This window comes from Clostridia bacterium, from assembly GCA_035628995.1.
In the GTDB taxonomy this organism is placed as follows: Bacteria; Bacillota; Clostridia; order Lutisporales; family Lutisporaceae; genus BRH-c25.
Map to the genome: position 1 here is coordinate 15482 of DASPIR010000014.1, position 25915 is coordinate 41396.

Sequence of the window (25915 nt, forward strand, 5' to 3'; positions counted from 1 at the left end):
TGCCTCCTTCAAACCTTCTTACCATCTAACATTCTACACTTTTGTTTGATTGTTTGTCAAGAATAGTTTAGCTTTATTTTGCTTTCTCTATAATACTAAAGCTATTAGTTATTTTTTTGTATCCTCTCCTTGAATAATCTGTTTTTCTTGATTACTCCTTAATAGTGTTTATATTATGTTTGTTCCAATTGGTAAATATGGTATTATATTAATGATTGACATTTTCAGTTTAAGGCGGTGGTTTGGTGTGAGCATAGTATCCGGCTCAAATGGCAGCTGCACATTTAAAGCAGGCAAGCCCATTTTCTTACAGGGTCAAAGTGCTAATTCTGTAAATATACTTGCAAAGGGCAAGGTAGATGTATATATATCTCCACTTGAGGACCTGCAAAACATAGATGAAAATCAACTGATAGCTAAAAGTTATAAGCTTTTCAGCATCGACCAGAATATATTCATTGGAGCCAATGACTTATTCTTGTCAAACAAGCATACTTTCAGCTATCGTGCTTCAGAGGACTCAATAATTTTTTCCTATTTTGTAGACAACGTTAGTGGAATAGAAGAATTATTCATGCAAAAGAATGACTACTCGACCTATATTATGAATTCTATCTCCGAATTAATAGAATATTCCTATGCGTCACTGCAAAAGCTGGAGCAGCTTATCAAATTTCTTAGTATAACAGCTGATAATCTATGCCTTTTCTTTTGGATGCTAAAGGACAAGCATGGTTTTGCATACGAACCTGTTCATTCAGCTTTTAGAGACAGTACGTTTAAGCTTCAAGAAATGAAAGAAGAAAAAATGCTTTTGCCCTGTTCTTTTGATATTGAATTCCTAGGGTGCAGTCATTTTGAATATGATTATTTTCCATGTGAGGAAATTGACACATTAAAAATGAACTACTATAAATACATATGCGGCCTTAATGTAGATTTGAAAAAGCAGTTCTTAAATGAAAGCTTTATTATATCACAATATAATTGTACTGATAGTTCACTCCTTTTAGAAAGTATCTTGCATAAAATCAAAGAAGCCTTCAACATTGCTGAAAAATATGTAGAATTGTTATATTCTGAAAATCAAACAAGCATTTTGGGGGAATATCTTAAGGCAGGAGCTCAGCTGGAAAAGAGTATACATGACCCGATAGATATGATTGAAGTACAGAATTATATAGTATATATAATAAAGGATATAGCAGCAATGTTTAAGAGTGACTATGACCACGTGCTTGCAGTCAATACTAAATCATTAGAGCATAAGGTAGAGCATTCAATAACTGGTTTAAAGCGTAAGGTTACAAATACTTCATTATTATCTGAATCCCATGCAATTAATGAAGATATACCTGAGGAGCTTAAAAACAGTGCTGAGAAAATACTAGAGTATTCTAACATTTCAAAAGAACGTTATGATCTGTTTATGTCCTCTTTAAGTGTATTTCGTGGACTCAAGGAAAAGCTGTCAGATGATGAACAGATAAAAAGCTTAAGAAGGGATTTGACATCAGTCTTTTTTGAAGTATACGAAGCAGTTCTTAAGAGGGTTACTATCGAAAAAAAACAGGATAAGCTGTTCCATATGTTTCTGACATATTCCTATATGGATGAAAAGCTGCTAAGCCCTAAGAATTTATGGGCGCTTTATGAAATCAGTGAAGAAACCGCCAAAGAACAAACCGCGGTATTCAGTATGAAAAGCTGGCTTCAATTAATATATAATAAAAAGAAGAATCCTTCAGTCAATGATTTTTCAATGGACTATTTTGACATGTTCAGAGAGTTAAAAAAGCAAGGCGAAGTTAAAGATGAGGATAAAGCAGAATATGAAAATAATGCAGATGCCCGTCTGAGCTTTGAAATAAGCAATATGTTCAAGCAAAATCATAGGCTGTGCAATAGGAATATAAGCACTTACTTTCCTATACTTTATGACGAAGTTATTGTAAGGGATATGGATAAGGCTTTGGTGACTCCCGAAAAAGTAAATAATGCCATTCAGAAGGTTCTTGCTATTGACTTTTCGGCTTTTCATCGTGAGCTTTCATATTTTAATATGAAAAAAGGAATTGAAAAAGAATTCATCATGCAATCCGTTAGGCCCGATATAATTCTGATGCCTGCTTACGGAACCAATTCAACAATGTGGCAGGAAATAAGCGGTAGAGTAAGAAATACTCCAGGTCGCTTCATAATACCGATTTTCACTGATGGAAATATCGATGATATGATTCAAAGATTAATAGGAGAATTCCGTTGGGAATTGTGTAAAACTATGATGGGTGTGTCTTGGAATGATATCAGTATAAAATCTTTAACATCAGAATATATGGATTACCTCCAGTTTTATAAGAAAAATAAGGATATTTCTGAAGAGAGTAAAGAAAAGTTAAAGCTGCAGATAAAGAAATACAAGAATATTTCAAGGCATATTTTTGCTTCAGATTATATAACCTGGTTAAATTATGAGTCTAATGGAAATACACGGCTTAATAAGCTCACAAGAGACATTTTTCTCAAATATTGTCCCTTCCCCAAGGAGATAAGAGAAAAGCTGCTCAATCACCCCAGCTTCGCTGCAGCAGCAAATCAATTTAGAAATCTGAGGGCTAAACAAGCTAAAGATCTTGAAAACAGATATGCAAGATATACTCGAAAAGGGATCATTCTTGATGAAGAAATGATCGAGACACTGAACTTCTATAAAAATTTATAGCAAATGAAAGTTTTAGGACGGCTTACACCGTCCTATATTAATGTTAAGATTGCTCATTACTACTTACCTTATGGGCGTTCACGGAATGTCAATCTTCTTAGGTTGTGCAGGAATCCTCTTTTAACTGCTGCAACAGGCTCTCTGATTGCTATATCAGCCATCTTTAAGATACTCTCAAAAGACTTAGCTCCAGCAATAAACCTTGCCGGATGGCAAAAAATCGCATCCTGAATACCAATCACTTCGTTAAGCTCATGCTCCCGCTTGCCTGCCCAGGACTTGGGAAGGCTTTTCCTATTCCTGTAAGACCCACCGCTGCCTCGTACTGTCTGAATTAGAAATTCTCCATCCCTCGGGAAGATTACAAACAATATCTCTTTCCTAATGTCAATCTCATTTAATATGGATGTCCATGGGTAAGGCTTATCCAATACAAGAACTTCTTGCCTTATGCGTTTTCCATATGCTTCGATTATCTGCGCTTTCGCTTTCATTACAGCAATTTGCTCATTTAATGCATTATCAAGCACTGAGGACCCAATTTTGACTGCTTCACTAAAGTACTGATTATTTTCTGATATACTGACATCCCATGGCGGATTAAACCCAGAAATAATAGTTGAAATATTCATTGTAGGAATTATGTTTATAACCGTCCTAACCCCATTATCAATAGCATCAATGCCCTGTATTATGCCTAGATCAATATGTTGAAAAATTGTTACTGACTCTTCCAAAGACAACTCCTGACATTTTGAATGTATGACTTCTGTTCCAAACCGCCTCCAGATTAAACCACAGGCTGCATAAGGTGTTCCGTTTTCACGATATTTCTTCTCAATATTATGGTGGTCGTATTCACCGTCTCCCACATCATAAACTATATCAAGGCTGCCTAGTATGCCCATATCCCTTGTTCTGACAACTTCTAAATCATAAAGCTCCTTAAGTATAGCTGTTGCCATTACTTCATCGGCATGAAACCGACCATCATGTGTCCCAACTCTTTTGAATTCCTTTTTTATACTGATAGTATCACTTCTCCTCACTAAAGCATTAATCCTTGTCTAGTATTTGGCGAAATAACCGCATATATACAAAAGCACTGCATCAAAAATGCAGCGCTTTTTATGTAAATTCACATATTTTTTGGTGGAGGCGAGGGGAATCGAGCCCCTTTGGCCAGCGCAGTCAGTGATTTAAAATTCCCTCTGCCATACGCACACTGATAGGCTTACAGTGTTAGCAGCTTCATAATGCGTCAGTTACCTCAAAGCTTTGACAAAAACGTTCACATCATTAAAATTTACACTTCTTCATATAGAACATTACTCTATCTTCACAAGTATGGATACTACTTTAGAGATTCCGATAGGACTAAGATAAATTACGTCTAAACTCTTTTACTTTAGTCATAAATGTCTTCACCCTATTTTCATCCACAAGGTTTTCAAACTTCCCCTCTATTTTGAAAGTAGTTCCAACAACTGCACCTGATGCTATAGAAAGCTGCTTTTCAATGTTATCTAATCGCATTCCTGTATTGGCAAAAACTGGCGTGTCTCCTGCTACATTTGATACGATTTCCAATGATTGTGAATTGGTTTCTGTGCCTGCAGTCAAGCCTGAAACACACAATGCATCCGGTTTGCAGTTAAAGATTGTGCCCCGAGCAATATCAGCAATTGACCTATCGCCAATATATTTTGCAGCTTCTGGGACGATGTTAAACAGTAACTTCACGTCTTCTGCCCCAATGTGGGATCTATGGCGCACAACATCTCCACAATTTGTATTCCAGAGTCCAAAGTCACTGGAATATACCCCTGTGAATATTTCTCTTACAAACCTTGCACCCGTCGCAGCAGCAAGATCAATAGATGCTTTAGGATCCCATAAAACATTGACACCAAAAGGCACTGAAATTTCACTCATTAATTCTCCAATGACTCTTGCCATCGAAGCTGTGGTCTCAGGACGTACTGTTGTCATATATGGCATACTGAACTCATTTGAAAACATAACTGCATCTACTCCACCGTTTTGAAGCGCGTGCAAATCATGGCGTGCTTTTTCCATTACGTTTTTCATTCCTCCAACCTTATCATAACCCGGGTCTCCAGGCATTGCTTGTAGATGACACATGGCAATAATAGGTTTATTTGTTTTTAGTATATCTATAATCCAGCTCATATTCTTTCTCCTTTTTTGGCATACGGTATTAACCTAGCCCATAGCTTATTTACTGTAATTATTATATTTCAATGCTATCTCTCGAACTTAGCTCCTGCTTTGATAGCATATACTACCGCCATCACCAAGTCACTAGTTAATTCTACATCCTTGATGTCACATAACTCTACTGGTGAATGAGTATATCTTGCCGGTGTTCCTATGTCAATACCTACAACACCAGTTCCCTCAAGCTGTACATATGCAAGGTCGGTAAGACCACCAATAGACGCACTGCGCTGCAGATTAATCTTTTCTCGCTCGGCAACACGCTTAACAAGCTTTACCATTCCCGGATGAGGAATCGTTCCGTTGAGAGTCCCTCTTCCATGAAAGTTATACATGCTCATTACCGGACCATTTCCCATCACGACATCATTCTTACCCACCATATCCGGTGTTTGGCCATCGATATTTACGTCAAGTGCAATTGCAATATCTGGCTTGATAGTCCTTGCTGCCATCATTGCACCACGTAAGTTATATTCCTCTTGAACACTTCCCACAAGATAAACATTCGCTTCTGGAGGATTTTCCTTTAATCTATATGCCATATCCATGATAATTGCACATGCCACCCTATTATCAAATGATGTGCCATAAGCACGTGTTCCCTGAAGCTTTACAAAATTCGGCTTGTAAACAACCGGAGCGCCAATCTCAATTCCAAGTGCTACGACTTGTTCTCGGCTTGTTGCTCCTATATCGATATACAGGTTCATATAAGTGTCCACCTTGTATTTCTCTTCTGCAGGAGTTACATGATGACTCTTGACGCCAATAATCCCATCAATCATTTCACCATTTTCAGTCTGAATCTGTACTGGTGTAGCAGGTAGAACCTTTTCAGGAATTCCACCAAGCCGTTCTAGTCTCAAAAATCCATCAGGATCAATTCTACGTACCATGAAGCCAAGTTGATCCATATGCCCAAACACCATTACAGTCGGAGCTTTCGGATCCGTTCCGCCCACCTTGGCAATACAGTTGCCAAATGTATCAATAGTAGTTTCATAACCTATCTCTTTGAATCTTTTTTCCATATACGCAGCCATTTTTTGTTCTGCTCCCGCAAGCGCAGGGATAAGAGCCATTTCTCTCAGTAGAGTCTCCATTCTCATGCTATAACCTCCAATACTGATTTTTCATATTAATAACTATGCATTATCTCTTTAGTACAATTGTAAATTTGGGCATATTTCTCTTTGTAACCACGATAGATTTCCATCTTTTGTACATCAGGAATCGTTACATACTTTTCTCTGATCCATCCCTTAACCTCTTGTCTTGACTTGATAAGCCCTACACCAAGCCCTGCGAATATTGCGTCACCATAGGCTGCACCAACTGTTATTTCAGGGATTGACTGAATGCAGCCAGTAATATCGCTTATTATTTGCATCCAACCAAGGCTTTTTGTACCTCCTCCAACTGCTGTAATGCGATTAATTGGAGATTCCGAGCTGCGGATTAACTCCAAACATTGGTCAATGCCATATCCAACACCCTCTAGGACAGCTTTAAATATATGGCTTCTCGTATGTGTTAGGTTCAAACCGAAAATAACTCCCTTTGCACTTGGGTCATTAATAGGAAGACGTTCACCGCTAAAATATGGCAAAACTATTACTCCATCTGCCCCCGGGCCTATATTGTCTATCTCAGCAAACAATGTATCATAAGCATTTGGTCCGCCTAACTGTTCTCTTTCAACTAACTCCTTTGCAAAATTGTCCCTAACCCACCGTGTAAGAGAGCCGGTTGTAGCCATACCTCCAACCACAGAACTAAACTCTGGAAACACATAGGTTGCACTCCGCATATTTGTGTTTTGTGGTGGTTCATTCATTACTTTTATCATATATACTGTTGAGCCGTACATTATCATAAAGTCTCCCGGTTCTACTACGCCAACGCTAACTGCTTCAGCAGACGCATCAGTGCTCCCTCCAACGACGGGTGTACCCTCAGCAAGTCCTGTTTCCTTTGCTGCTCTACCAGTAACATACCCAACTATTTCAGTTGAGTCTACTATTCGCGGCAATCTTTCCTTCTCTGTGATATAGGATGTTAAGCTGTCATCCCAAGTACCCGTCTTACAGTTATACATGGGTCCAGCTCCACTGGCAGAATACTTATCTAAAATATATTCCCCTGTTAGTCTAGCAACCAAAAATCCCTGAGTCATGGTGAAATGCGCGGCCTTTTCATAAATTTCAGGTTCATTTTGCTTTATCCATAGAATCTTTGGGCCTGTGAAATCAACAGTAAGAGGATTGCCACAGATCTCCTTAATCCTTTCTTCGCCTATAGTGCTGTTTAATTCTTTTATCTGAGGAACTGACCTTGTGTCAATGCCATAGAGAATGGCATTACGCAGTGGATTGCAGTTTTCATCCACAGGAACCAACGCTGTCGATATGGCACTACAGCCAATAGCAGCTATATCCCGTGGGTTTATTCCTGTATTTTCTAATAGTCGTTTGGTAATACTGCAAAAATCTGCCCACCAATCACCCATGGGGTCATGTTCTGCCCAACCTGGCTTAGGTATCTTAATAAGATGAGGAGACGTCTGCATGTTGAGTATTTTACCATCGGCATCACATAACACACCCTTTGATTCATATGTGCCGACATCAACCCCCAAAAGATACTTTTTATTCATAAACGCACCTCTCTTTTTTTAGGTAATCAGTAAAGATAACCATTTCTATTTCCAATGAAAACATGACGTAATTCTATCTACTTTTTTCTTTCTGTTCCAATTCCTTACTCGCAGAAGCAATAATCACCTCAAGACCACCCTCAATAAGCTTCTGTCGGGTTGGCTCATCTATTTTATCAATGATAATCTTATGTACATCATATAAATCACAGACATGAGCAAATACCTTTTTATGCAGCTTAGTGCTGTCTGTGACTAAAATGACTTCTTCTGCAGCGCGCATCATAGCCTGCTTGACACTCACCTCTCGAAAGGTTCTGTTAGTTATTCCAAGCTCTAAATCCATAGCATCGCAACCTAAAAACAATTTATTTACATGCACCTTTGAAAAGAAATTTGCTGTTTCCTCCCCGAGCAATGTATAAACTGATTGCTCCAACATCCCTCCGGTCATAATTAGCTTGTTATTCGGATAACGGGCTACTTCCATTCCAATTTTTAAATCGTTTGTAATAATGGTGACGTTGCTGCTCTTAATATGCCTAGCAACCTCTAGGGTAGTTGACCCTGCATCAAGTATGATAACCTCATCATTATTTATCAGCTTTGCTGCACAATTACCAATATTGCGTTTTGCCTCTATATTAATGGCGAATTTACTTTTTGATGGTATTTCGATAGTAATGTGATTTTGAATAGACAATGCACCGCCATGGGTTTTTATTACAAGACCCTCTTTAGCAAGCTCATTAATATCGCTTCGTATAGTAACTTTTGAAGCGTTAAACACCTCGCTAAGTTCGTCGATTTTTGCCTTTTTATGGCTATTTATATACTCTAAGATTTTTTCAATTCTTTCAATTTGAAACAACTTAATTTCACCTACCTTGATTACTATTTCAGTTTTAATTCTTTATTGAAATTACTTATCACTGCTCTTTGCCTTAAGTGCCTTCTGGTTTGTTGTATAGTTTATGGCCATTACTAAAAGTAATAGAAGACCCCAAACTAAGTCCTTATAAAATGCGTTAAATCGCAGCATATTAAACCCACTTGTTAAAAATTGCAGCGATACAAGCGCAAGCAGCATTCCACTTATCTTCCCGTAACCTCCTTTAGGATCTACCCCTCCAAGCAATGCACAAAGTATAGCATGCAACAAATATGAATTTCCATAGTCTGCTTTTGCTGAATTCATTCTAGCTAGAAATATTATCCCTACAAAAGAGGATAGGACACCTGAAAATATATAGGTTTTGAGTACCACTGGCAAATTTTCAATTCCAGAAAACCACGATGCGATGGAATTAGAGCCATAGAATCGTAATTTAAACCCATAGGATGTATTGTTCAATATAAAAGCAGATATTGACAGTGCTATGATGAACATTATTAGCACGATTGGGATTCCTAAGATATGTCCATTCCCTATCACTAAGAATGCCGGTGGGAAATTTGATATTGCCAGACCCTTCGTAAGCACAATTCCTATACCAGTGAATAAGTTCATCGTGCCCAGAGTGACTAGAATAGGAGGAATGTTGAACTTAGCTATGAAAAAGCCATTTATCAATCCACATACACATCCAATTGCTGTACTTATAAAGAAGACAAGTAAAATTGTGAATATAAGCCCTGCTCCTGTTTGTTCCCTGGCACTTACTAGAATAAATGAACAGACTATGGCAGAAAGATTTGCAATACTAACAATGGAAAGGTCTATGCCACCAGATATAATAACAAAGGTCGTTGCAATTGCTAAAAATCCCAGTTCCGGGAATTGATATGCCATTGACATAAAGTTTGCTTTAGACAAAAATAGATTTGGCCTAAGCGAGGACATAAGTATAAAGACAAATATTGTTATCAAAAAGAGTTTATTTATATTCTTATCCTTTAATAGACTTATAGATTTGCACCTGTCCACATAGTCTAGGACTTTTTTGTACATACGTAATCACCTCATATGAAAATTTGCGTATCGTAGAACATTTTCATCAAGAAATTAACCACTATAATGCAATACCCTTGATTTTTTTCTTCTGATTATATGACTGGATGGACGTGCCTACGATTATTATTACGCCCATGACTACCTGTTGCCAATATGAAGGTATTTTTAGGAGCGTCAAGCTGTTACTAATAATTGTTATCAGCAGTATCCCAAGTAAAGCTCCGAAAGTCGTTCCCTTTCCCTCTGCCATGTTTGCACCACCGAGTACAACTGCTGCAATTACTGTAAGTTCATTGCCCACAAGATCTGATGGTACTGACATTCGAAAAAGAGCCGTATGCATAAGCCCTGCAAAGCCAGCAAGCGCACCAGTAGCACCATATACAAAGCCCAAGATAAGATTTACGTTTATGCCTACCCTTTTGGCTGCGACAATGTCACCGCCGATTGCGTACATGCAGCGTCCAAGCATAGTATACTTTAATAGCATAGTGGCAAGTATGTATAATACAATGACAATCAGTACGCCAATATGCAGGCCACTTGTTGAACCATCACTATTCTTAATGATGAAAAGCTGCGCCTGCGAGAAGGTTATCATTGACTTCGGAACATTCACTAAAAACATTGTTCCTACCAAGGCAAGCAGCACCCCACGAAAAAGATTCTGTGTACCTAAGGTGACAATAAAAGAAGGCAACTTGAATCTTGTTATGAAAAATGCATTGACAAGACCAAGAAGGATTCCTATCAATGTAGATACTATAAACATAATCGTAATTGAGCCGGTCCACTGCAGAGCAATAAATACCTTTGTTGTCACATACATTGAAAAGGCAGCAATAGCCATAAAGGAAACGTCTATCCCCCCCGATATTGTGACAAATAGCACGCCAATACCAAATATGCTTAGTACAAGACACGCCCTTAATATATTAAAGCAGTTGCCAATTGTTAAAAAACTTGGATTTATAAATCCAAACAGAATTGATAGTCCGATAATTAAAATCATAAGTAAAATTTCGTTTGATTTTAGAAGTTTTTTAAACATTTGCTTTCCCCCGTGTTAGTTTCATTACGAAGGTATGACCGGGGTTGTGAATCACAACCTGCTGCTATGCGTAAATATACTCTTCAATCAACTTACGCTCAAGCTCTTCTATGGTTGTCTCCGTGCTTAATACCTCCGACACCACATTACCCTGGTTCATTACCATTATTCGGTTACAAATCATCAATATCTCAGGAATATCATCCGATATCACTATTATGCCTATACCTGTTTTAGCTAGATTTTTGATTACTTCATGTATTTCGCTTTTGGAGCCTACATCCACTCCAACAGTCGGGCAGTTTAGTATAAGTATTTTGGGGTTTGCTGCAAGCCATTTAACAAGAACTACCTTTTGCTGGTTGCCTCCAGATAGGGATTTTGCTTGCTTGTCATATGCCATCCCCTCAATCTTTATGCTATTTAAGCCTTTCTCCATCTGTAATTTCATCTTATTTTTGTCGAGGTTCTTTATTTTTCCTAAGAGTTTGTCAATAATGCAAATCACTGAGTTTTCACCTATAGTCTGTTCCATATGAAGCCCTTCAGTGAGTCGGTCCTCCGGTACATATCCAATATTGCTTTTTATAGCATCTTGGACACTCTCCATTCTTGTTCGTACCCCATTCACAAAAATCTCGCCACTACTAGCTGGCATAAGTCCGAAAAGCGATTTCGCAAGTTCGGTTCTCCCACAGCCGAGAAGACCTGTGATTCCAAGAATCTCCCCAGGCATCAGATTAAAGCTTACATTAGAAAAATGATTGGTTAAGCTTAAGTTCTTAACCTCCATAAGCGACTTTTCATCTTTTAGTTCAAAGATGTATGGCTCCGCTTCAATTTCCTTACCTGTAATATAATAAATGAGTTCTCTCTTGCTTAAGTCCTTTGCATCTCCATCAAAAACGTTCATTCCATTTCGTAAAACTGTAATCTTCTGCGAAATTGTTAGCACCTCATCCAACTTATGGCTTACAAACAGCACTGCAATTCCTTTTTTATGCAGCTCCTCAACAATATTATAGAGAGATATGATCTCTTTATAGGTAAGTGCAGTTGTTGGCTCATCCATAATGATTAGTTTTGCATCCTGAAGTATGGCTCTAGCTATTGCTACAAGTTGCTTCTGTGCTACATTCAAATCGCCAACCAGGGCATTTAAGTCTATAGTAATCCTCAGGTTGTCTAGTGATTTTTGCGCCATGTCCTTCATTTCCTTCCAATTGACCATCTTCCGATTTTGTGAAAGAAATGAATTCATAGTAATATTCTCGGCGACTGTCATGTTTGGAAAGAGAGAAAAATCTTGATAGATTATCTGTATACCTTCTTTGATTGATTCCATCGGACTAATTTTTTTGCAATGCTTACCATTAATGAAAATATCTCCGCTATCATGTGTATAAAAGCCTGAAATAATTTTTATAAGCGTTGATTTACCGCACCCATTTTCACCAATCAAACAACGAGACTCACCAGCTTCAATGGAAAAATCAACATCATTTAGAGCTTTCACACCATAAAACGCTTTGTTAATACCCTTTAGCTCAAGTAGTTTTATACCCATTCCCATTCCTACTTTCATGACATTTTGCTAAATGTTTGCATTAAATCTTTTTCCATACATATAAGACATTTGGATGAAATAAGCATCATTCTTATTTCATCCAAATGCAAATAATCTCCATGTATGTCAGTCTGTTTAGAAGTTATAGTCTCCCATATTGTCTTTTGTAACGTCGACCCAAGCTGCTCCGAATATCAGCTTACCTTCAACAAGTACCTTGTTGTATCCTGGTACACCGAGATCCATGCCATCTGTAATTGGCTTGTTTTCTTTAACAAGAGTTATTATTTTAGCCATTGCTTGTGCTGCAAGACCTGGATCCCAGAAAGTAATTCTGCTGATTGAACCGCTTTCAAGGTATTGTTTGGACATTGATACCAGTGAAGTACCAACACATTTAATCTTGCCTGCGTTTCCAGTCTCTTCAAGTGCAAGTGCAATTCCTGGCGGATTAACAGCATCCATTCCGATAACTCCACCAAGGTTTGAATATGCTGTAATAAGTTCTTTTGCTTTAGCATAGGCACCTTGTTGACCAGCTGTACCTGACTCAACATAAGATGTTACAAGCTTCATTTCTGGATATTTCTCTTTTTGCCTGGCTACCGCTCCATCTGCCCACTCAAGGTGTGTCTGCATTGTAAGACCACCAACCATAATAGCGTATTCACCCTTGCCTCCCATAAGTTCGGCTAGCGAATCCATAAGGTGCGCACCATAGTCCGCATTCTTGAAAGCTTCAAGGTCAAAGTCAACGTTCTCTAGGTTTGAGGCCTCATGACTAACTACGATTATTCCTTGATCCCTTGCCTTTTTTAACACAGGCTCAAGAGATTTTGGATCAACCGGGATAACGGAAATTCCAGTAACTTTTTGTGCTATGACGTCCTCAAGTACGCGAACTTGTTGGGATGCGTCAGGCTGTGTTGCACCAGTCTGGAAGATTTCGACCCCTTTATTGTCTTCAACAAACTTTTTGTTCCCCTCATTAAATCTGTCCCACCATGCAATTCCGATCATCTTTGGTACGTTTGCAATTGTTATTTTGCCATCACTTGATGGAGTTTGTTCCGCTGCTGCATCCCCCGTAGTTGTTTGTGGTGCCGGGCTGCTGCATCCACTAAACACCAGTATAAGGCTAAGCAACATTACAAGAGCGAATGAAATTTTCCTTTTCATAATTTTCTCTCCCTTCGGATTATTCTGTTAATATTATATAAATTTTACAATAGATTGTCAATCTTAAATTTTGCTTTTACTTTCTTTTTCTTTTTTTTACTTTTTATTTAGTGATATTATTAGATTATATGATATAATCTGATAATAAAACAAAATAAAAACAGTCCGAGAATTGAATTCTCAGGCTGTTTTTATTTATGTATTTGGTGGAGGCGAGGGGACACCTTATTCCATTGTCTCCAATGGTGCTGACTATATCATGAACTTCCATGCGGAAGTCCTCTGGCGTATTATAGAAGCTGTATTATAGTTGGTAAGCTTCTATCTTAGTACAACCAAGTTGGCTGCCTATAAGTCGATACAGGGCTGGTGGATTACTCCTCATACCCCTCGGTATTGCCGTCTGCTTTTATGTTACGATACACAACTATAAAGTTAGACTTTCAACGGTTCCCCTGACACTATGAAAACTAGTGTCAAGTACAGCACTTAAGAACTTATCTATCGCAATTGAAACAATATGTTCTTATGTTCTGTACCTGGTACGATAGTTTTATACAACCTCTTAACTTGCAGGATGTTCACCAAATTCAGTGTTTATAAGTCCATCAAGCTCACTTAAAGGTACACTTAGCTCTACCCAAGCTTTAGCATCATCATCTAAAGGCATATAGAAAAATACAACATAATCTCCTTCGAAGTATAAAAATACCCCTTCTGCTTGGAAACCCTTCGCAATCCCTGAATTTTTAGCTTTGACATTAAGCAGCTTTATCACCTCTGCACGACTTCTTTCATCCTTCTTAATAAAGTTTTCATATGCAATGGGATTTGTGGATTTCACATCCAAATTAACGCTTTTTTGAATGTTTATTTCTCTCGAACCACTGAGTTTACCGGTACCTTTGAATAATATACTAACTACTTTGTCATCAATCCTTTTGACTTCATAATCCAATTGGACATCTGTATAATCTGCCGCTTTGGCAAAAGATTCTGCAAGCTGCTTAATACTCTGGTTCATATAATCCATTGAAAGTTCCCCTTTATAGCCTTGCAGCTTTGGGTAATATATCTTCGTGTTTTTGGAGGATACCTCTAATAGCTGTCGAGTTGTGCCATAATCCTGACTTGAGTCCTTTGTTTCTATTTTTTGTTGATCATTATTGCTTGCTGTGTTTGCTTTCACCTCTGCAATTTGATTGCTGCATCCGGCTAGTGTAATCATCAATAGCCCTACACATATTATACTGATTGGCTTCTTCATACTTATCATCCTTTCTATTTTATATATTCACTACTTACCAGGACATTTGATATCGTTTCTGTAGGAATCTCAAATTCAATTACACCCATATACCCTGGCGCAACTTCATACTTATCGAAGGATATAACCAGCTTATTGTTGCTGCTTATATAAAAGCTCTGGTCCGCTTTGATCTTTTCAAAGGGTGAGATATCTCCCTCTTCAACCCAGTAGAATTTTTGTTCATCATCTTTCATCTGTTGTCTCATTTGCTCTTTTACCTTTTGGCTTATTATCTCAACATAACTGTCGTCCTTAAACAAGCTTGGCAGTGTGATTAGAATTTGATTTTGCTTATCTACAGTATCATATTTAAATGTTGTGGAAGAAGATCCTACAGTATTTACAACATATCGTCCTATAGATAGTATTTTGTCGGTATCGGTCTTTATCACATACCCACTGTTAACACCCAGATGCCCACCGCCTGCCGCCTTTAATTCTTCTATTTCTTTACTGAATTCTGCATATAGCTTTTCATTCTCTGCAAGATATTTCTCATTCAATTTGTTTTGCAATTCCTGGTTTTCCAATCCCTCCACAGCTGGAACTTTTACTTCCGCATTATACGTATCTTCATTGATCTTATATTCTTTAATCAATAGAACTTTTACAAGCTTGCCGACTACAGGCACCTCGGACATAGCATATGCTATAGAGCTATTCATGTTAACTGCTGCAAATAGGACAATCACCGCAGCAGCCACTCCAGAAGTCCATTTCAATCCCTTTTTACTCCTCTTTTTCAACTTACTCTTATGTGTATTAATTGCTTTTCTAACCACAAAATCTAATTCTTCAGGTATTTGTACGTCTTCATAATTTTTTTTCAATTCTTTCATCTTCTCCATAATTAGCCTCCTTAATTTAAACTTCCATCTCAATGAGAAGCCTTTTCAAGCCTGCATATAATCGGGTTTTTACTGTATTTAGGTTTTCGCCAAGAATAGCTGCAATCTCTTCAAGCTTTAAATCCTCAAAATATCTTAAGCTAATAATCAGTCTGTAGTTATGCGGCAAATTGTCCATGGCATTTTGTAAATCTAAGTTTTCATATATGTCATCTTTTGCTTCAGAATTCAAATCCAAGACAATATCTTCAACATAGTTTAGCTTTCCTTTTTTTCTTAATACATCCAAGGAAGTATTAACAAGGATCCTATAGAACCAAGTTTTTATATGCTCCGCATTTGTCAAACTGTCTATAGAGTTTAAAGCTTTCAATATGCTCTCCTGGACAATATCCAATGCATCATCCTTATTTTTTACATAACTGTAAGCCAGTCTGTAATGGGATTCTTTATTTTGCAGAATATAGTTTTCTAGTATTGTGTACATTCTATTTTTCATCATTTTGCGCAATAAACTCCTTTTTAGATATATATCTTTTTTAGTTTATATTATATAGACGATTTAGTTATTAAAATAGTTTTAAACAAAATAGGTTTCATTAGCAATAAAAAATCTTCTAAAACAAAAAAACAGACTAAGAATCAAAATTCTAAGTCTGTTGATTTATGTATTTGGTGGAGGCGAGGGGAATCGAACCCCTTCGGCTGGCTCGTAGGGGCATTCCCACTAACAGGCTTACAGTGTTAGTAGCTTCATAATGCGTCAAATTGACTTCTGCCTTAGGAGAATGTTCAACTACAAGCCTTATCTCTACTTTTTCAGGTATTCGTAGGACGCTATGCGCTCAACTTTTTGGCTGCCTACATTCACAAATTATCGAATATTAAACAAACAAAAACAGACTGAGAATCCCAATTCCTAGTCTGTTGATTATTGTATCTTACAACAATTTTTGTACCTAGCACCATATTCCCATTCCATACAGCGTCCCTAAAATTAATGTTTTTTATATGTACCATATTTAACTTGACTTTCATTTTTGCTCAATTGTATAATAATGTTGTAAAACAAAATTGTAATACAATATTGTTTTACAGTATTGTCAAACAGAAAGGAGCAAGCATGAAATCATTAATTGATGGTGCATATGACCTACACATCCATTCTGCCCCAGATGTATTACCCAGGAGAATGGATGATTTAGAAATGGCGCAAAGGATTATCAAGGCAGGCATGAAAGGCTACGCAATCAAATCACATTACTTTGTGACATCAGAAAGAGCTGCATTGGTGAACAAATTATATCCGGAGTGTGACCTTATCGGAACAATTACCCTTAATAACTCTGTAGGGGGGATTAATCCCTCCGCGGTAGAAATGGCCGCAAGATCCGGTGCAAGACTAGTCTGGTTTCCAACATGTGACGGAAAATATGAGCAAGAATGTGTTTTTGACGAAACAAATCCCGGTAAGAAACTTCCTTATTGGGCACAAATTGTGATTCAAATGAAAAATGATGGAGTCGTTTCCTCTCCAATTTCAGTATTTGATGAAAGTGGAAGGCTCACAGATAATACAATTCAAGTTCTTGAGATCATAAAAAAATACAATATGATTTTAGCGACATCGCATCTTTCACACGAAGAGACTTTCGCCCTAGTAAGAGAAGCGAAGTCACGCAATCTTGAGAAAGTAATCATTACACACGCGGATTTTCCAACAACCTTCTACACAATTGAAGAACAGCGCGAACTGGTGTCAATGGGAGCGTTTATCGAGCATTGTTACACAACATGGGCAACAGGCAAAGTAGAATTCAAAACAACGCTGGAGCAAATAAAAGCTATTGGTTGCGATCATATTGTATTGTCAACAGATTTGGGACAGCCAACAGCTGTCTATCCGGACGAAGGTCTTCTTGCATTCGCGACCAGACTGGTTGAAGCAGGTATTCCAGAGCAGGAAGTTGTTAAAATGACCGTTAGAAATAACCTTACTCTTCTTAAATAGAAAAGACAGGAGGCCAATTATGGAAGGTAAAAAAATGCTGGTCTTCAGCGCACATGCAGCAGATTTTGTATGGCGTGCTGGTGGAACAATAGCCAAGTACATTAATCATGGAGCTGACGTGACCATTGTTGTTATGAGTTATGGCGTAAGGGGTGAATCAAATGATTTATGGAAGGGAGCTAATCAGACAGCTGACAATGTAAAAGCAATCCGCCATGAAGAGTCCTTTAACGCATCACAGAAATTAGGTGTCAAGAATATTGAATTCTGGGATCTTGAGGATTATCCAATTAATACCGGAAGAGATGTACTTGACCGAATCACACAGAAGATCAGGGCTGTCCAACCGGATATCATACTCACACATGATGCAAAAGATGTTATTAACCCGGATCATGATGCGGTCAGACAGCTTGTTTTTCAGGCAAGTATAATGTCTAATTCAGCGGGTGTTCAAATCCCTGGGCTTCCAGTCACAAAGCAGATGATGATATTTGGTTTTGAGCCACACCAGACAGAGCTTAGCGACTTTAAACCAGGAACTTTCATTGATATTACTGAAAGTTATGATGCAAAGATTGCGGCAATGAATTGCTTTAAAGCTCAAAATCACCTGATTGAATACTATACGCAAAGGGCATTTTTAAGAGGCAATCATGCAAGACGATTGTCAGGTGTTAAGGATTATAAGTACGCAGAGTGTTTTTCAAACTTTTTCCCACGTGTCGCACCCGAATTCTAAACAGTTTGGTAAATATTCAAAATTAATGAATAATGAAGGAGAGAAAGAAAAATGAAAAAAATGATTAGACTGATTAGTATCTTAACCGCTATCATCCTGGTGCTGAGCGGATGCTCGGCAGGTGGAAACACAACCGATTCAGGAAGTTCCCCCGCACCTGACGCTTCACAAGGTAAAAAACAAGATCTTATTATGGGGACAGGCGGCACCGCAGGCACTTACTATATTGTTGGTGTTGCTATGGGCCAGGCTGTTTCAGAACATTCAAGCATTAACAACATTGTTGTTCAATCTTCACTCGGTTCAATGGAAAATATTAATTTGACTAATACAAATGAAATGCAGCTGGGATTCTCCAATGAGGACGGCATCTATTTTGCCTATAACGCAACAGGCCCTTATGAGAAAACTGGAAAGCAAGACATTTTGGGTGTCATGTCCCTATATCAGAGTGCCGGCCAAATGGTTACAAAAGCAGACTCAAACATAAAGACTTATGCGGATCTCAAGGGTAAAAAAGTTTGTTTAGGGCCACCTAGCACAACTATTATAGAAATGTCAAAAGCAATACTTAGGGAATATGGCATAGATCCTGAGAAGGATATCACTCCTTTCTACTTATCTTTTGATGAAGGTATTACTAAAGTTGTAGACGGAGAATTAGACGCTACATTCTATGTAGCCGGAACACCAACTGCAGCTCTTATGAATGCTGCTTCAACAACTCCTATGGCATTGGTTAATGCTGATCAAAGCTTACTAAACTCTATAGCTGAAAAACAGCCTTACTATAAGCCATATGTGATTCCTGCTAACACTTATAAAGGTATAGATTATGATGTAAATACATTAAAAATCATGACAACAATTTTTACAAATTCAAAGGCATCAGAAGAAGCTATATACGATTTTGTAAAGAACTCTCTTGAAAACATCGACACCTATAAAAATGCCCATGCAGTTGTTTCAGAAATAACACCTGAGACTGCAGCCCAAATGGCTATACCACTTCATCCGGGAGCAGAAAAGTACTTCAAAGAGAAGGGCGCTATTAAATAAATCAGAATAGTTCATCAAATTAGGGAGGTTCAGTATGGGAGATACCACTTCAACTTTTAACAAGTCAAACAAGTTGACGGACAAAATTCCTCTGTTTATAGCTATTTCACTATGTGCATTCCATACCTACACAGCATCCATCGGAATTTTACCCGGATATGCCCTTTCGGCAATCCATTGGGCTTTGGTTGGTACTTATATCGTTTTCACAAAACCCCTGAAATTTAAATATGGTAAAATCCTTGATATGCTGCTGATGGCTGTAAATATCTATATCAGTATATATCTTCTAAATTTACAAGAAGAAATGGTTTTCAGATCTGGTATATACACGGACTTTGAAGTCTTCTTGTCAATCATTGCAATTATAAGCGCTCTGGCAATTTCAGGACGTGTTCTTGAAAAATCCTTGTCAATCCTAAGTGTTGCATTTATTGCATACGCGCTTTTCGGAAACTATATTGCCGGCATGTTCCATACTGTTAAATTTTCTGTAAGCCGTATTGCAACTTATTTATACACATCAACAGATGGACTTTATGGCGAGACTTTGCTGGTTTCAGCAAGATTTATCTTCATCTTCCTGATCTTTGGCTCTGTTCTGGAGATTACAGGTGCCGGTCAATTCTTCGTTGACCTCACGCTGTCCTTTACAGGCAAATTCAGAGGCGGCCCTGCTCAGGCATCTGTTTATGCCAGCATGTTGATGGGAACAATCAGTGGTTCAGGTGCAGCCAACGTTGCAGCAACCGGACCATTTACAATCCCTCTGATGAAGAGAGTAGGCTATAAGCCTGATGATGCAGCAGCCATCGCTTCTGTTGCGGCCTCTGGCGGACAAGTAATGCCACCGGTAATGGGTGCGGTCGCATTCCTGATGAGTGAAATTACAGGAATAGAATACGGTACAATTGCTCTGGCAGCATTTGTACCAGGTGCACTTTACTATATAGCCTTGTCTTTCATCGTATATTTCAGTGCAAGAAAAAACAACATGGAGCTGATTCCAGAAAGTGAAATTATGCGCCCATGGGAAGTCTTCAAGAAAGGCTGGCTGTATCTTATACCAATTTTCCTCTTGGCTTATCTTTTGTTAAATGGATACAGTCCACAGCGCGCCGCTCTTGTTGGTATCATAGTTACTTTGATTATCGGCTTCTTCCTCAACAGGAAATCCTTGAGTCTGGAGTCTTTTAAAAGAATATGTGTTGACTCTGCAAATGGAATCAGAAGCATTGCTGCTTCATGTCTTCTGGCGGGAATAGTTATTGGAGTGCTGAATATAACCGGTTTGGGTATTAAGCTCAGCGGTATCATTGTTACCTTGGCAAATGGAAATCTGGTTCTTGGACTGATTCTGGCTATGTTTGCCAGCCTGATTCTGGGTCTTGGATTACCGACATCAGCATCCTATTTAATTCTTGCAGTATTAGTAGGTCCAGCTTTGATTGATATGGGTGCTTCAGTATTGTCAGCGCATTTGTTCTTGATATACTTTGCGGCATTATCCTCCATATCACCTCCAGTTGCCATAACTGTATTTACAGCTTCAGGTATTGCCAATTCCGATAACATGAAATCAGGATGGCTGTCAATGTTCTACGCATTAGGCGGAATTATCCTACCGTTTATGTTCGTTCTTAATGGCAATTACTTATTGAGCGGTACAGTTGTGTCAATTGCAATAACAATTATAATGGGTATCATCGGCTGTATTATACTAGCAGGCGGTATTATTGGTTGGTTTGGTACCAATATCAATATAATATCCAGAATTTTATTACTGGTAGCAGGTACTCTGGTAATGCTTGCAACGCCTGTGGAATCATCAATCGGCCTTTTGACCGGAGCTTTGGTTGTCGGGGTTGCGTTCTATACCAAAAAAAAGCGTATGAGAGCAACAATGGAATCATAAGGAGAATTGTGAATATGGAAGGAAAAATAGGATTTAGAATTAAAAAGGACTTTCAAAGATCCGACAAGCAGGTTCTAGATAGATTTAAGAAGATCGGAACTTGTGCAGTCAGCGACGGCTTGAATAAATTCAATACCATGCATCATTCAATTAAGCCAATCATTGATGACGCTGTCATCTGCGGCAATGCACTTACAGTAAAAATGAGACCGGGTGATAACCTCATGCTCCATAAAGCCATCGGACTGGCTCAACCAGGTGATGTTATAGTTGTAGACACTTGCGGGTCAGAGACCAACAGTGTCATGGGTGAGCTGATGGCTATGTCAGCTTTCAAAAGCGGTGTTGAAGCAATAATAGTTGATGGAGCCATCCGAGATATTAGAGAGCTAAAGGAACACCACTATCCTGTATTTGCTAGATGTGTCACACCGGCAGTCGGTGATAAAGACGGACCCGGTATCATTAATGGTCTTATCTGCTGTGGTAATGTTGCTGTTCAACCAGGCGATATAATACTGGGAGATGCTAACGGTGTCGTGGTTATCCACCAAGATGAAGCGGAAGAAGTGTTGACAGCTGCTGAAAAGAAGCTGGCCGGCGATCAAAACAGAATGAAGGAGATTTTGAATGGGGTCATTACAAAACCTGATATTGATAAAACCTTAAAAGAAAAAGGTGTCATTTAGATTTCCCCCATTCCCATTTGAAACCGTCATAGATGTAACTATATCAGGGCATCTTGAGATGGTTCTTTATGGTTATATTATATTCGACATATTGAATGTCTGCTTGAATTTTGGTACAATTGGAATATTATAACACAATATATTAGAATAGATTGCGAGGTGAACTCATTGTCTCGAACAGGCAAGAAAGCATATGAGATAATTAAAGAAAGAATTCTTGATGAAACTTATGCACCAAATGAACCCTTAGTGGAATCAACACTAGCTGAAGAGTTAGGTGTTGGCCGCAATACAATCAGGCAAGCATTATTGCATCTCGAAGGAGATAAGCTTATTGAAATGCAAGAAAATAGAAGTGCCATTGTAAAATATCCTACCAAGAAAGAAGTCATCCACCTCTTTGAGATAAGGGAGCGCCTTGAGGGCTTGATCACATATTTTGATGCGGTAGATTTGACAGATGAGGATCTTAACGCACTTAAAAATTACATTACTGAGATGAAACAGTATCTGAGCCAGAGTCAATTAGTTGAATACTCTAATACAAATGATAAATTTCACAAAGTTCTGTACGAAGGTTGCACTAATAAAGAAGCCGTTAGGCTACTGAAAAGTATCAATTTGCAGCTGAGAAGATACAAGAAAAGAACCATCCTCATTACTGGCCGAGGTGATACTTCCTGTAAAGAACATGAAATGATTTATGAAGCTTTAATGCTCCGTGATTCGGACGCCGCAGAAGCTGCAATGCGTAAACATGTTCGAAATGTGAGAAAAACACTAGTAGCGAATTACGAAATTTTATATTAGTATTGCAGGTAGTATTTAATATTTTGTCTATGGGATACCTCCCAAATGGAAATAATCCATTTGGGAGGTATCTTTTATAGGAAGATCTTGATCTTTTGATTGACGTTTTTCTCTATACTCTCCGAATTTAATCCGATTAGTTGCGGATTTAACTTACATAAATATTTGTAAAGACTATCGAAATAGTCTTTACAAATGTAGACTACTGCGGTAGTATATAAATATACTACCGCAGTAGTCTGGAGGTTTTATTTTGGAAACAGTAAAATTATTTGACAGCGAACTTAAAATTATGGACATTGTGTGGGATAAAGAGCCTGTATCGGCAAAGGAAATTACCCTTATAGCCGCCGAAACAATCGGCTGGAATAAGAATACAACTTATACCATTATCAAAAAACTTATCGAAAAAAAAGCAATTGAACGGACTGAACCGAACTTTATCTGCACTTCGCTTGTCAAAAAAGAAGATGTACAGAAGGCTGAAACCCAAAGCCTTATCAACAAGCTTTATAACGGCTCTAAGAAAGTTTTTTTTGCCGCATTCATTGAAGATGATATTTCTGATGATGAACTTGAGGTGTTGAAAAAGCTGATAGAAAAGAGGTAGTCTATGCTATGCGAAATATTCTACTGGGTACTTAATATGGGTATCATCGGCAGTGTTGCCGGATTGGTTGTTTTGTCACTGCGCAAAATCAAAGCTCTGCCGCGTTTTGCGGTATATGTCTTATGGGCTCTTCCTCTCATCAGGTTGTGGCTGCCTTTTGGAATTGCCAATGAATACAGCCTGCTAAGCCTGATTTCAAGATTCACCACAAAAACAGTGGTTATCTGGGAAGAGCTGCCGCAGCTCACAACCACCAACAGTATAATGGTGGCAAACAGCTATTTCCCTATTGAATACAAAACTGACCTGCTTGAAAATGTGTTTAATGTCGCATCGGTAGTTTGGATTATAGTTTGCTGTGCTGCCATTCTGACCTCATTGTTGTTATACATCTTTACAAAATCGGAGTTGAAGTCGGCGGAGCCTATAAAAGGCAACATCTACAAATCTGACAGAGTCACTGAGACCGCTGTATATGGTGTTATTAGTCCCAAAATCATTATTCCTGCTGCTATAGCTGATAAGGATATAGATTATATCATCCTGCACGAACAAGTGCATATAGAGCGCAGGGACAATCTGTTTCGTGTTGTTGCCGTGATAACTGCGTGCGTTCATTGGTTCAATCCTCTTTTGTGGATATTCTTAAAATGCTTTTTTGCCGACATGGAGCTTGCGTGTGATGCAAAGGTTTTGAAGTGCCTGAACGAAAGACAAACCAAGGAGTATGCTCGCACCATTCTTACCTGCGCCTCCGGCAAAACTTTCTTTGCATCGGCTTTTGGCGGAGCAAAAACAAAGGTGCGAATTGAAAATATATTGTCATATAAAAAGCTTACGCTTTTATCGTTACTCTGCTTTGCTGCATTGGTAGCGGTAATTGCTGTAATCATTATCACGAATGCGACTGTTTAGGAGGTGCTTTTTTGAAAAGAGTATTTTTTATAATGCTGGCTGTTGCCTTGTTACTGACAGGATGTGCAAAGCCGGAAAGTAACAACCTGATAAAGGCAGACAATATTACAATTTTTTATGGCGTTTCAAGTTATGCTATGTTTAGTGCAGATCAATCGGTCATTGATGACTTGCTTAACCAGTTCAACTCTCTCAGCTTTGAAAAAACCACAGAGGAAATGGATTTAACAAGTGCCTTTCATGTGAATTTTTCCTATAATGGGAACGGTGTTAAAAGCTTCTGGGTTGATAAGAACGGCGTGTTTTGGCTTGACGGTGAAACGCAATGCTATAAGGTTTCTTCCGGCTCATTTGATTATCAGCATTTAAAAGCAATATATAATGACAGTAGAACATCCCAGTGAAAACAGCATTTGTGGTTATTTCTATAATCCAACAGAATGATATTTATTGCTAGATAACTCTTATTCAAAATTTATTTAGCTGATCTTGGCTATTATGAAAGGATAGAGATTCATGAAATATAAAAATTTTTATTTACTGTCGCTGCTTGCGATTATTTTAGTATCTGTTTATCCCATATACATGGGCGTTGTAACGTTGGGCAGTTATTTGCAAAATGGATCTATTGATGTGGCTGATTATAAAAAATACATCATACCATACACACCTATATGTATTTCGTTAATTATTTCGACCGCACTCATGCCGCTAATCTTTAAGCTATTCAAGCGGTACACTCTAGCTGTCGTTTCATTTTTGGGAACCGTAATATTCTTTGTTTCCGAATTCGGGTTTGAACAGATCAAGGTGATTGAGGGATATGTGGAAATGCCCCTTGAATCATGGCAATTAAGCTTGTGCATGGCAACTCCGGAGGTTCTCCGCTCCATCGGCGAGCCCATCTATGCAGCGAATAATCCGGCTTTCAAAATTCACTTTTACATAATTGCTATTGTCATCATACTTGCTGTACTGAATATGATATATGGTTTTTCAAAAATGCTCAGAGAGCAGGACTTCGAAAAAAGGCGCCCGCTGATTGCTCAAGCTGTTTCTGTTGTGCTTTTCATCGGCCTTTGCATACTTGCTTGTTTTTCCGCTTTTTATAGAAACGGCACAATCAATATTTCGACATTATCAGCGATACTTATGTCTGTATTTTTCATAGTATTCGGCATTACGGTCGGTATTTATAGTGGCTCTATATTTTATGGAAAAAGCAAGTTGTTATCGAAGATCATACCTGCGATAGCTGCCTCGTTAACAACACTCATCATGTATATCGGTGAGCTGGTGCTGATGGGTGGAGTGCTTTTCAAATATGGCAATGGGTTCTTCTTTGAACCTATAGAGGCAATTCCCTTCTCCGCAGCCGACATTGTTATTATTATGGTTTCCGGTGTGATTACATATATCATTATGCAACTTCTTAACAACCCAAACAAAATAGAGTAACCGAGATGCATTTCCCATATATTGGTCAAAACTGTGGTGCCAGGGAAACCGCTGAAAAACGGCTATAAAAAATAAGATTTTTCTTCGGGTTGAATGATTATGCATTGGATTTTTTATCAATTACCTTTATATGTTAAAGTATCTTTGGTTATTCGTATATATAAGCACATATAGCA

At 38.3% G+C, this 25915-nt stretch carries 23 protein-coding genes; 11 read left to right on the forward strand and 12 right to left on the reverse strand.

Translation table 11 applies throughout. From position 1 onward, the window contains the following. The first annotated feature begins 247 nt into the window (after positions 1-247). A complete protein-coding gene (locus VEB00_04630; GenBank protein ID HYF82297.1) occupies positions 248-2722 on the forward strand; it encodes a hypothetical protein in 2475 nt (824 codons plus the stop codon). A gap of 68 nt (positions 2723-2790) precedes the next feature. On the opposite strand, the gene VEB00_04635 is transcribed toward VEB00_04630, so the two are convergent. From VEB00_04635 to VEB00_04690, 12 genes are all read right to left on the reverse strand, one after another. Beyond that, positions 2791-3771, reverse strand: coding sequence for an MYG1 family protein (locus tag VEB00_04635; GenBank protein HYF82298.1), 981 nt, complete (start codon positions 3769-3771; stop codon positions 2791-2793). 328 nt (positions 3772-4099) lie between these two features. Beyond that, on the reverse strand, positions 4100-4915 hold the full coding sequence (locus VEB00_04640) for a BtpA/SgcQ family protein (protein HYF82299.1): 816 nt from the start codon (positions 4913-4915) through the stop codon (positions 4100-4102). 74 nt (positions 4916-4989) lie between these two features. After that, positions 4990-6075: a M42 family peptidase gene (locus VEB00_04645; protein HYF82300.1), complete on the reverse strand. Its 1086-nt coding sequence runs from the start codon at positions 6073-6075 to the stop codon at positions 4990-4992. A 29-nt stretch (positions 6076-6104) separates the two neighbouring features. After that, positions 6105-7622, reverse strand: coding sequence for an FGGY-family carbohydrate kinase (locus VEB00_04650; protein ID HYF82301.1), 1518 nt, complete (start codon positions 7620-7622; stop codon positions 6105-6107). A gap of 73 nt (positions 7623-7695) precedes the next feature. Then, positions 7696-8493, reverse strand: a complete 798-nt coding sequence (locus VEB00_04655) for a DeoR/GlpR family DNA-binding transcription regulator (protein ID HYF82302.1) — start codon at positions 8491-8493, stop codon at positions 7696-7698. Positions 8494-8544: 51 nt separating this feature from the next. After that, positions 8545-9573, reverse strand: coding sequence for an ABC transporter permease (locus VEB00_04660; GenBank protein ID HYF82303.1), 1029 nt, complete (start codon positions 9571-9573; stop codon positions 8545-8547). 61 nt (positions 9574-9634) lie between these two features. Continuing rightward, complete coding sequence (locus tag VEB00_04665; GenBank protein HYF82304.1) at positions 9635-10627, reverse strand: ABC transporter permease; 993 nt, start codon at positions 10625-10627, stop codon at positions 9635-9637. A 64-nt stretch (positions 10628-10691) separates the two neighbouring features. After that, positions 10692-12194, reverse strand: a complete 1503-nt coding sequence (locus VEB00_04670) for a sugar ABC transporter ATP-binding protein (protein HYF82305.1) — start codon at positions 12192-12194, stop codon at positions 10692-10694. Between the two features lie 135 nt (positions 12195-12329). After that, on the reverse strand, positions 12330-13373 hold the full coding sequence (locus VEB00_04675) for an autoinducer 2 ABC transporter substrate-binding protein (protein HYF82306.1): 1044 nt from the start codon (positions 13371-13373) through the stop codon (positions 12330-12332). A gap of 565 nt (positions 13374-13938) precedes the next feature. Continuing rightward, on the reverse strand, positions 13939-14640 hold the full coding sequence (locus VEB00_04680; GenBank protein HYF82307.1) for a hypothetical protein: 702 nt from the start codon (positions 14638-14640) through the stop codon (positions 13939-13941). A 14-nt stretch (positions 14641-14654) separates the two neighbouring features. After that, a complete protein-coding gene (locus VEB00_04685) occupies positions 14655-15521 on the reverse strand; it encodes an RsiV family protein (GenBank protein HYF82308.1) in 867 nt (288 codons plus the stop codon). Positions 15522-15546: 25 nt separating this feature from the next. Then, positions 15547-16032 (reverse strand): sigma-70 family RNA polymerase sigma factor, encoded by a 486-nt coding sequence (locus tag VEB00_04690; GenBank protein ID HYF82309.1) that lies wholly within the window; start codon positions 16030-16032, stop codon positions 15547-15549. A gap of 621 nt (positions 16033-16653) precedes the next feature. On the opposite strand from VEB00_04690, the gene VEB00_04695 reads away from it, so the two are divergent. From VEB00_04695 to VEB00_04740, 10 genes are all read left to right on the forward strand, one after another. Then, positions 16654-17541: a DUF6282 family protein gene (locus VEB00_04695; GenBank protein ID HYF82310.1), complete on the forward strand. Its 888-nt coding sequence runs from the start codon at positions 16654-16656 to the stop codon at positions 17539-17541. A gap of 19 nt (positions 17542-17560) precedes the next feature. Next, positions 17561-18283 carry a PIG-L deacetylase family protein gene (locus VEB00_04700; GenBank protein ID HYF82311.1) on the forward strand — a complete coding sequence of 241 codons (723 nt, stop codon included), beginning with the start codon at positions 17561-17563 and terminating at the stop codon, positions 18281-18283. Between the two features lie 51 nt (positions 18284-18334). Then, positions 18335-19342, forward strand: coding sequence for a TAXI family TRAP transporter solute-binding subunit (locus tag VEB00_04705; protein HYF82312.1), 1008 nt, complete (start codon positions 18335-18337; stop codon positions 19340-19342). A 34-nt stretch (positions 19343-19376) separates the two neighbouring features. Next, positions 19377-21257: a TRAP transporter fused permease subunit gene (locus VEB00_04710; GenBank protein HYF82313.1), complete on the forward strand. Its 1881-nt coding sequence runs from the start codon at positions 19377-19379 to the stop codon at positions 21255-21257. 14 nt (positions 21258-21271) lie between these two features. Beyond that, positions 21272-21946: an RraA family protein gene (locus VEB00_04715; protein ID HYF82314.1), complete on the forward strand. Its 675-nt coding sequence runs from the start codon at positions 21272-21274 to the stop codon at positions 21944-21946. Positions 21947-22114: 168 nt separating this feature from the next. Next, positions 22115-22756: a GntR family transcriptional regulator gene (locus tag VEB00_04720; protein HYF82315.1), complete on the forward strand. Its 642-nt coding sequence runs from the start codon at positions 22115-22117 to the stop codon at positions 22754-22756. Positions 22757-23009: 253 nt separating this feature from the next. After that, positions 23010-23366, forward strand: coding sequence for a BlaI/MecI/CopY family transcriptional regulator (locus tag VEB00_04725; protein HYF82316.1), 357 nt, complete (start codon positions 23010-23012; stop codon positions 23364-23366). A 3-nt stretch (positions 23367-23369) separates the two neighbouring features. Next, the gene (locus tag VEB00_04730) at positions 23370-24281 is read left to right on the forward strand and encodes a M56 family metallopeptidase (GenBank protein HYF82317.1); all 912 of its coding nucleotides are present in this window, start codon (positions 23370-23372) and stop codon (positions 24279-24281) included. Between the two features lie 11 nt (positions 24282-24292). Beyond that, positions 24293-24685: a hypothetical protein gene (locus VEB00_04735; protein ID HYF82318.1), complete on the forward strand. Its 393-nt coding sequence runs from the start codon at positions 24293-24295 to the stop codon at positions 24683-24685. A 112-nt stretch (positions 24686-24797) separates the two neighbouring features. Next, complete coding sequence (locus VEB00_04740) at positions 24798-25739, forward strand: hypothetical protein (protein HYF82319.1); 942 nt, start codon at positions 24798-24800, stop codon at positions 25737-25739. Positions 25740-25915: the final 176 nt, after the last annotated feature.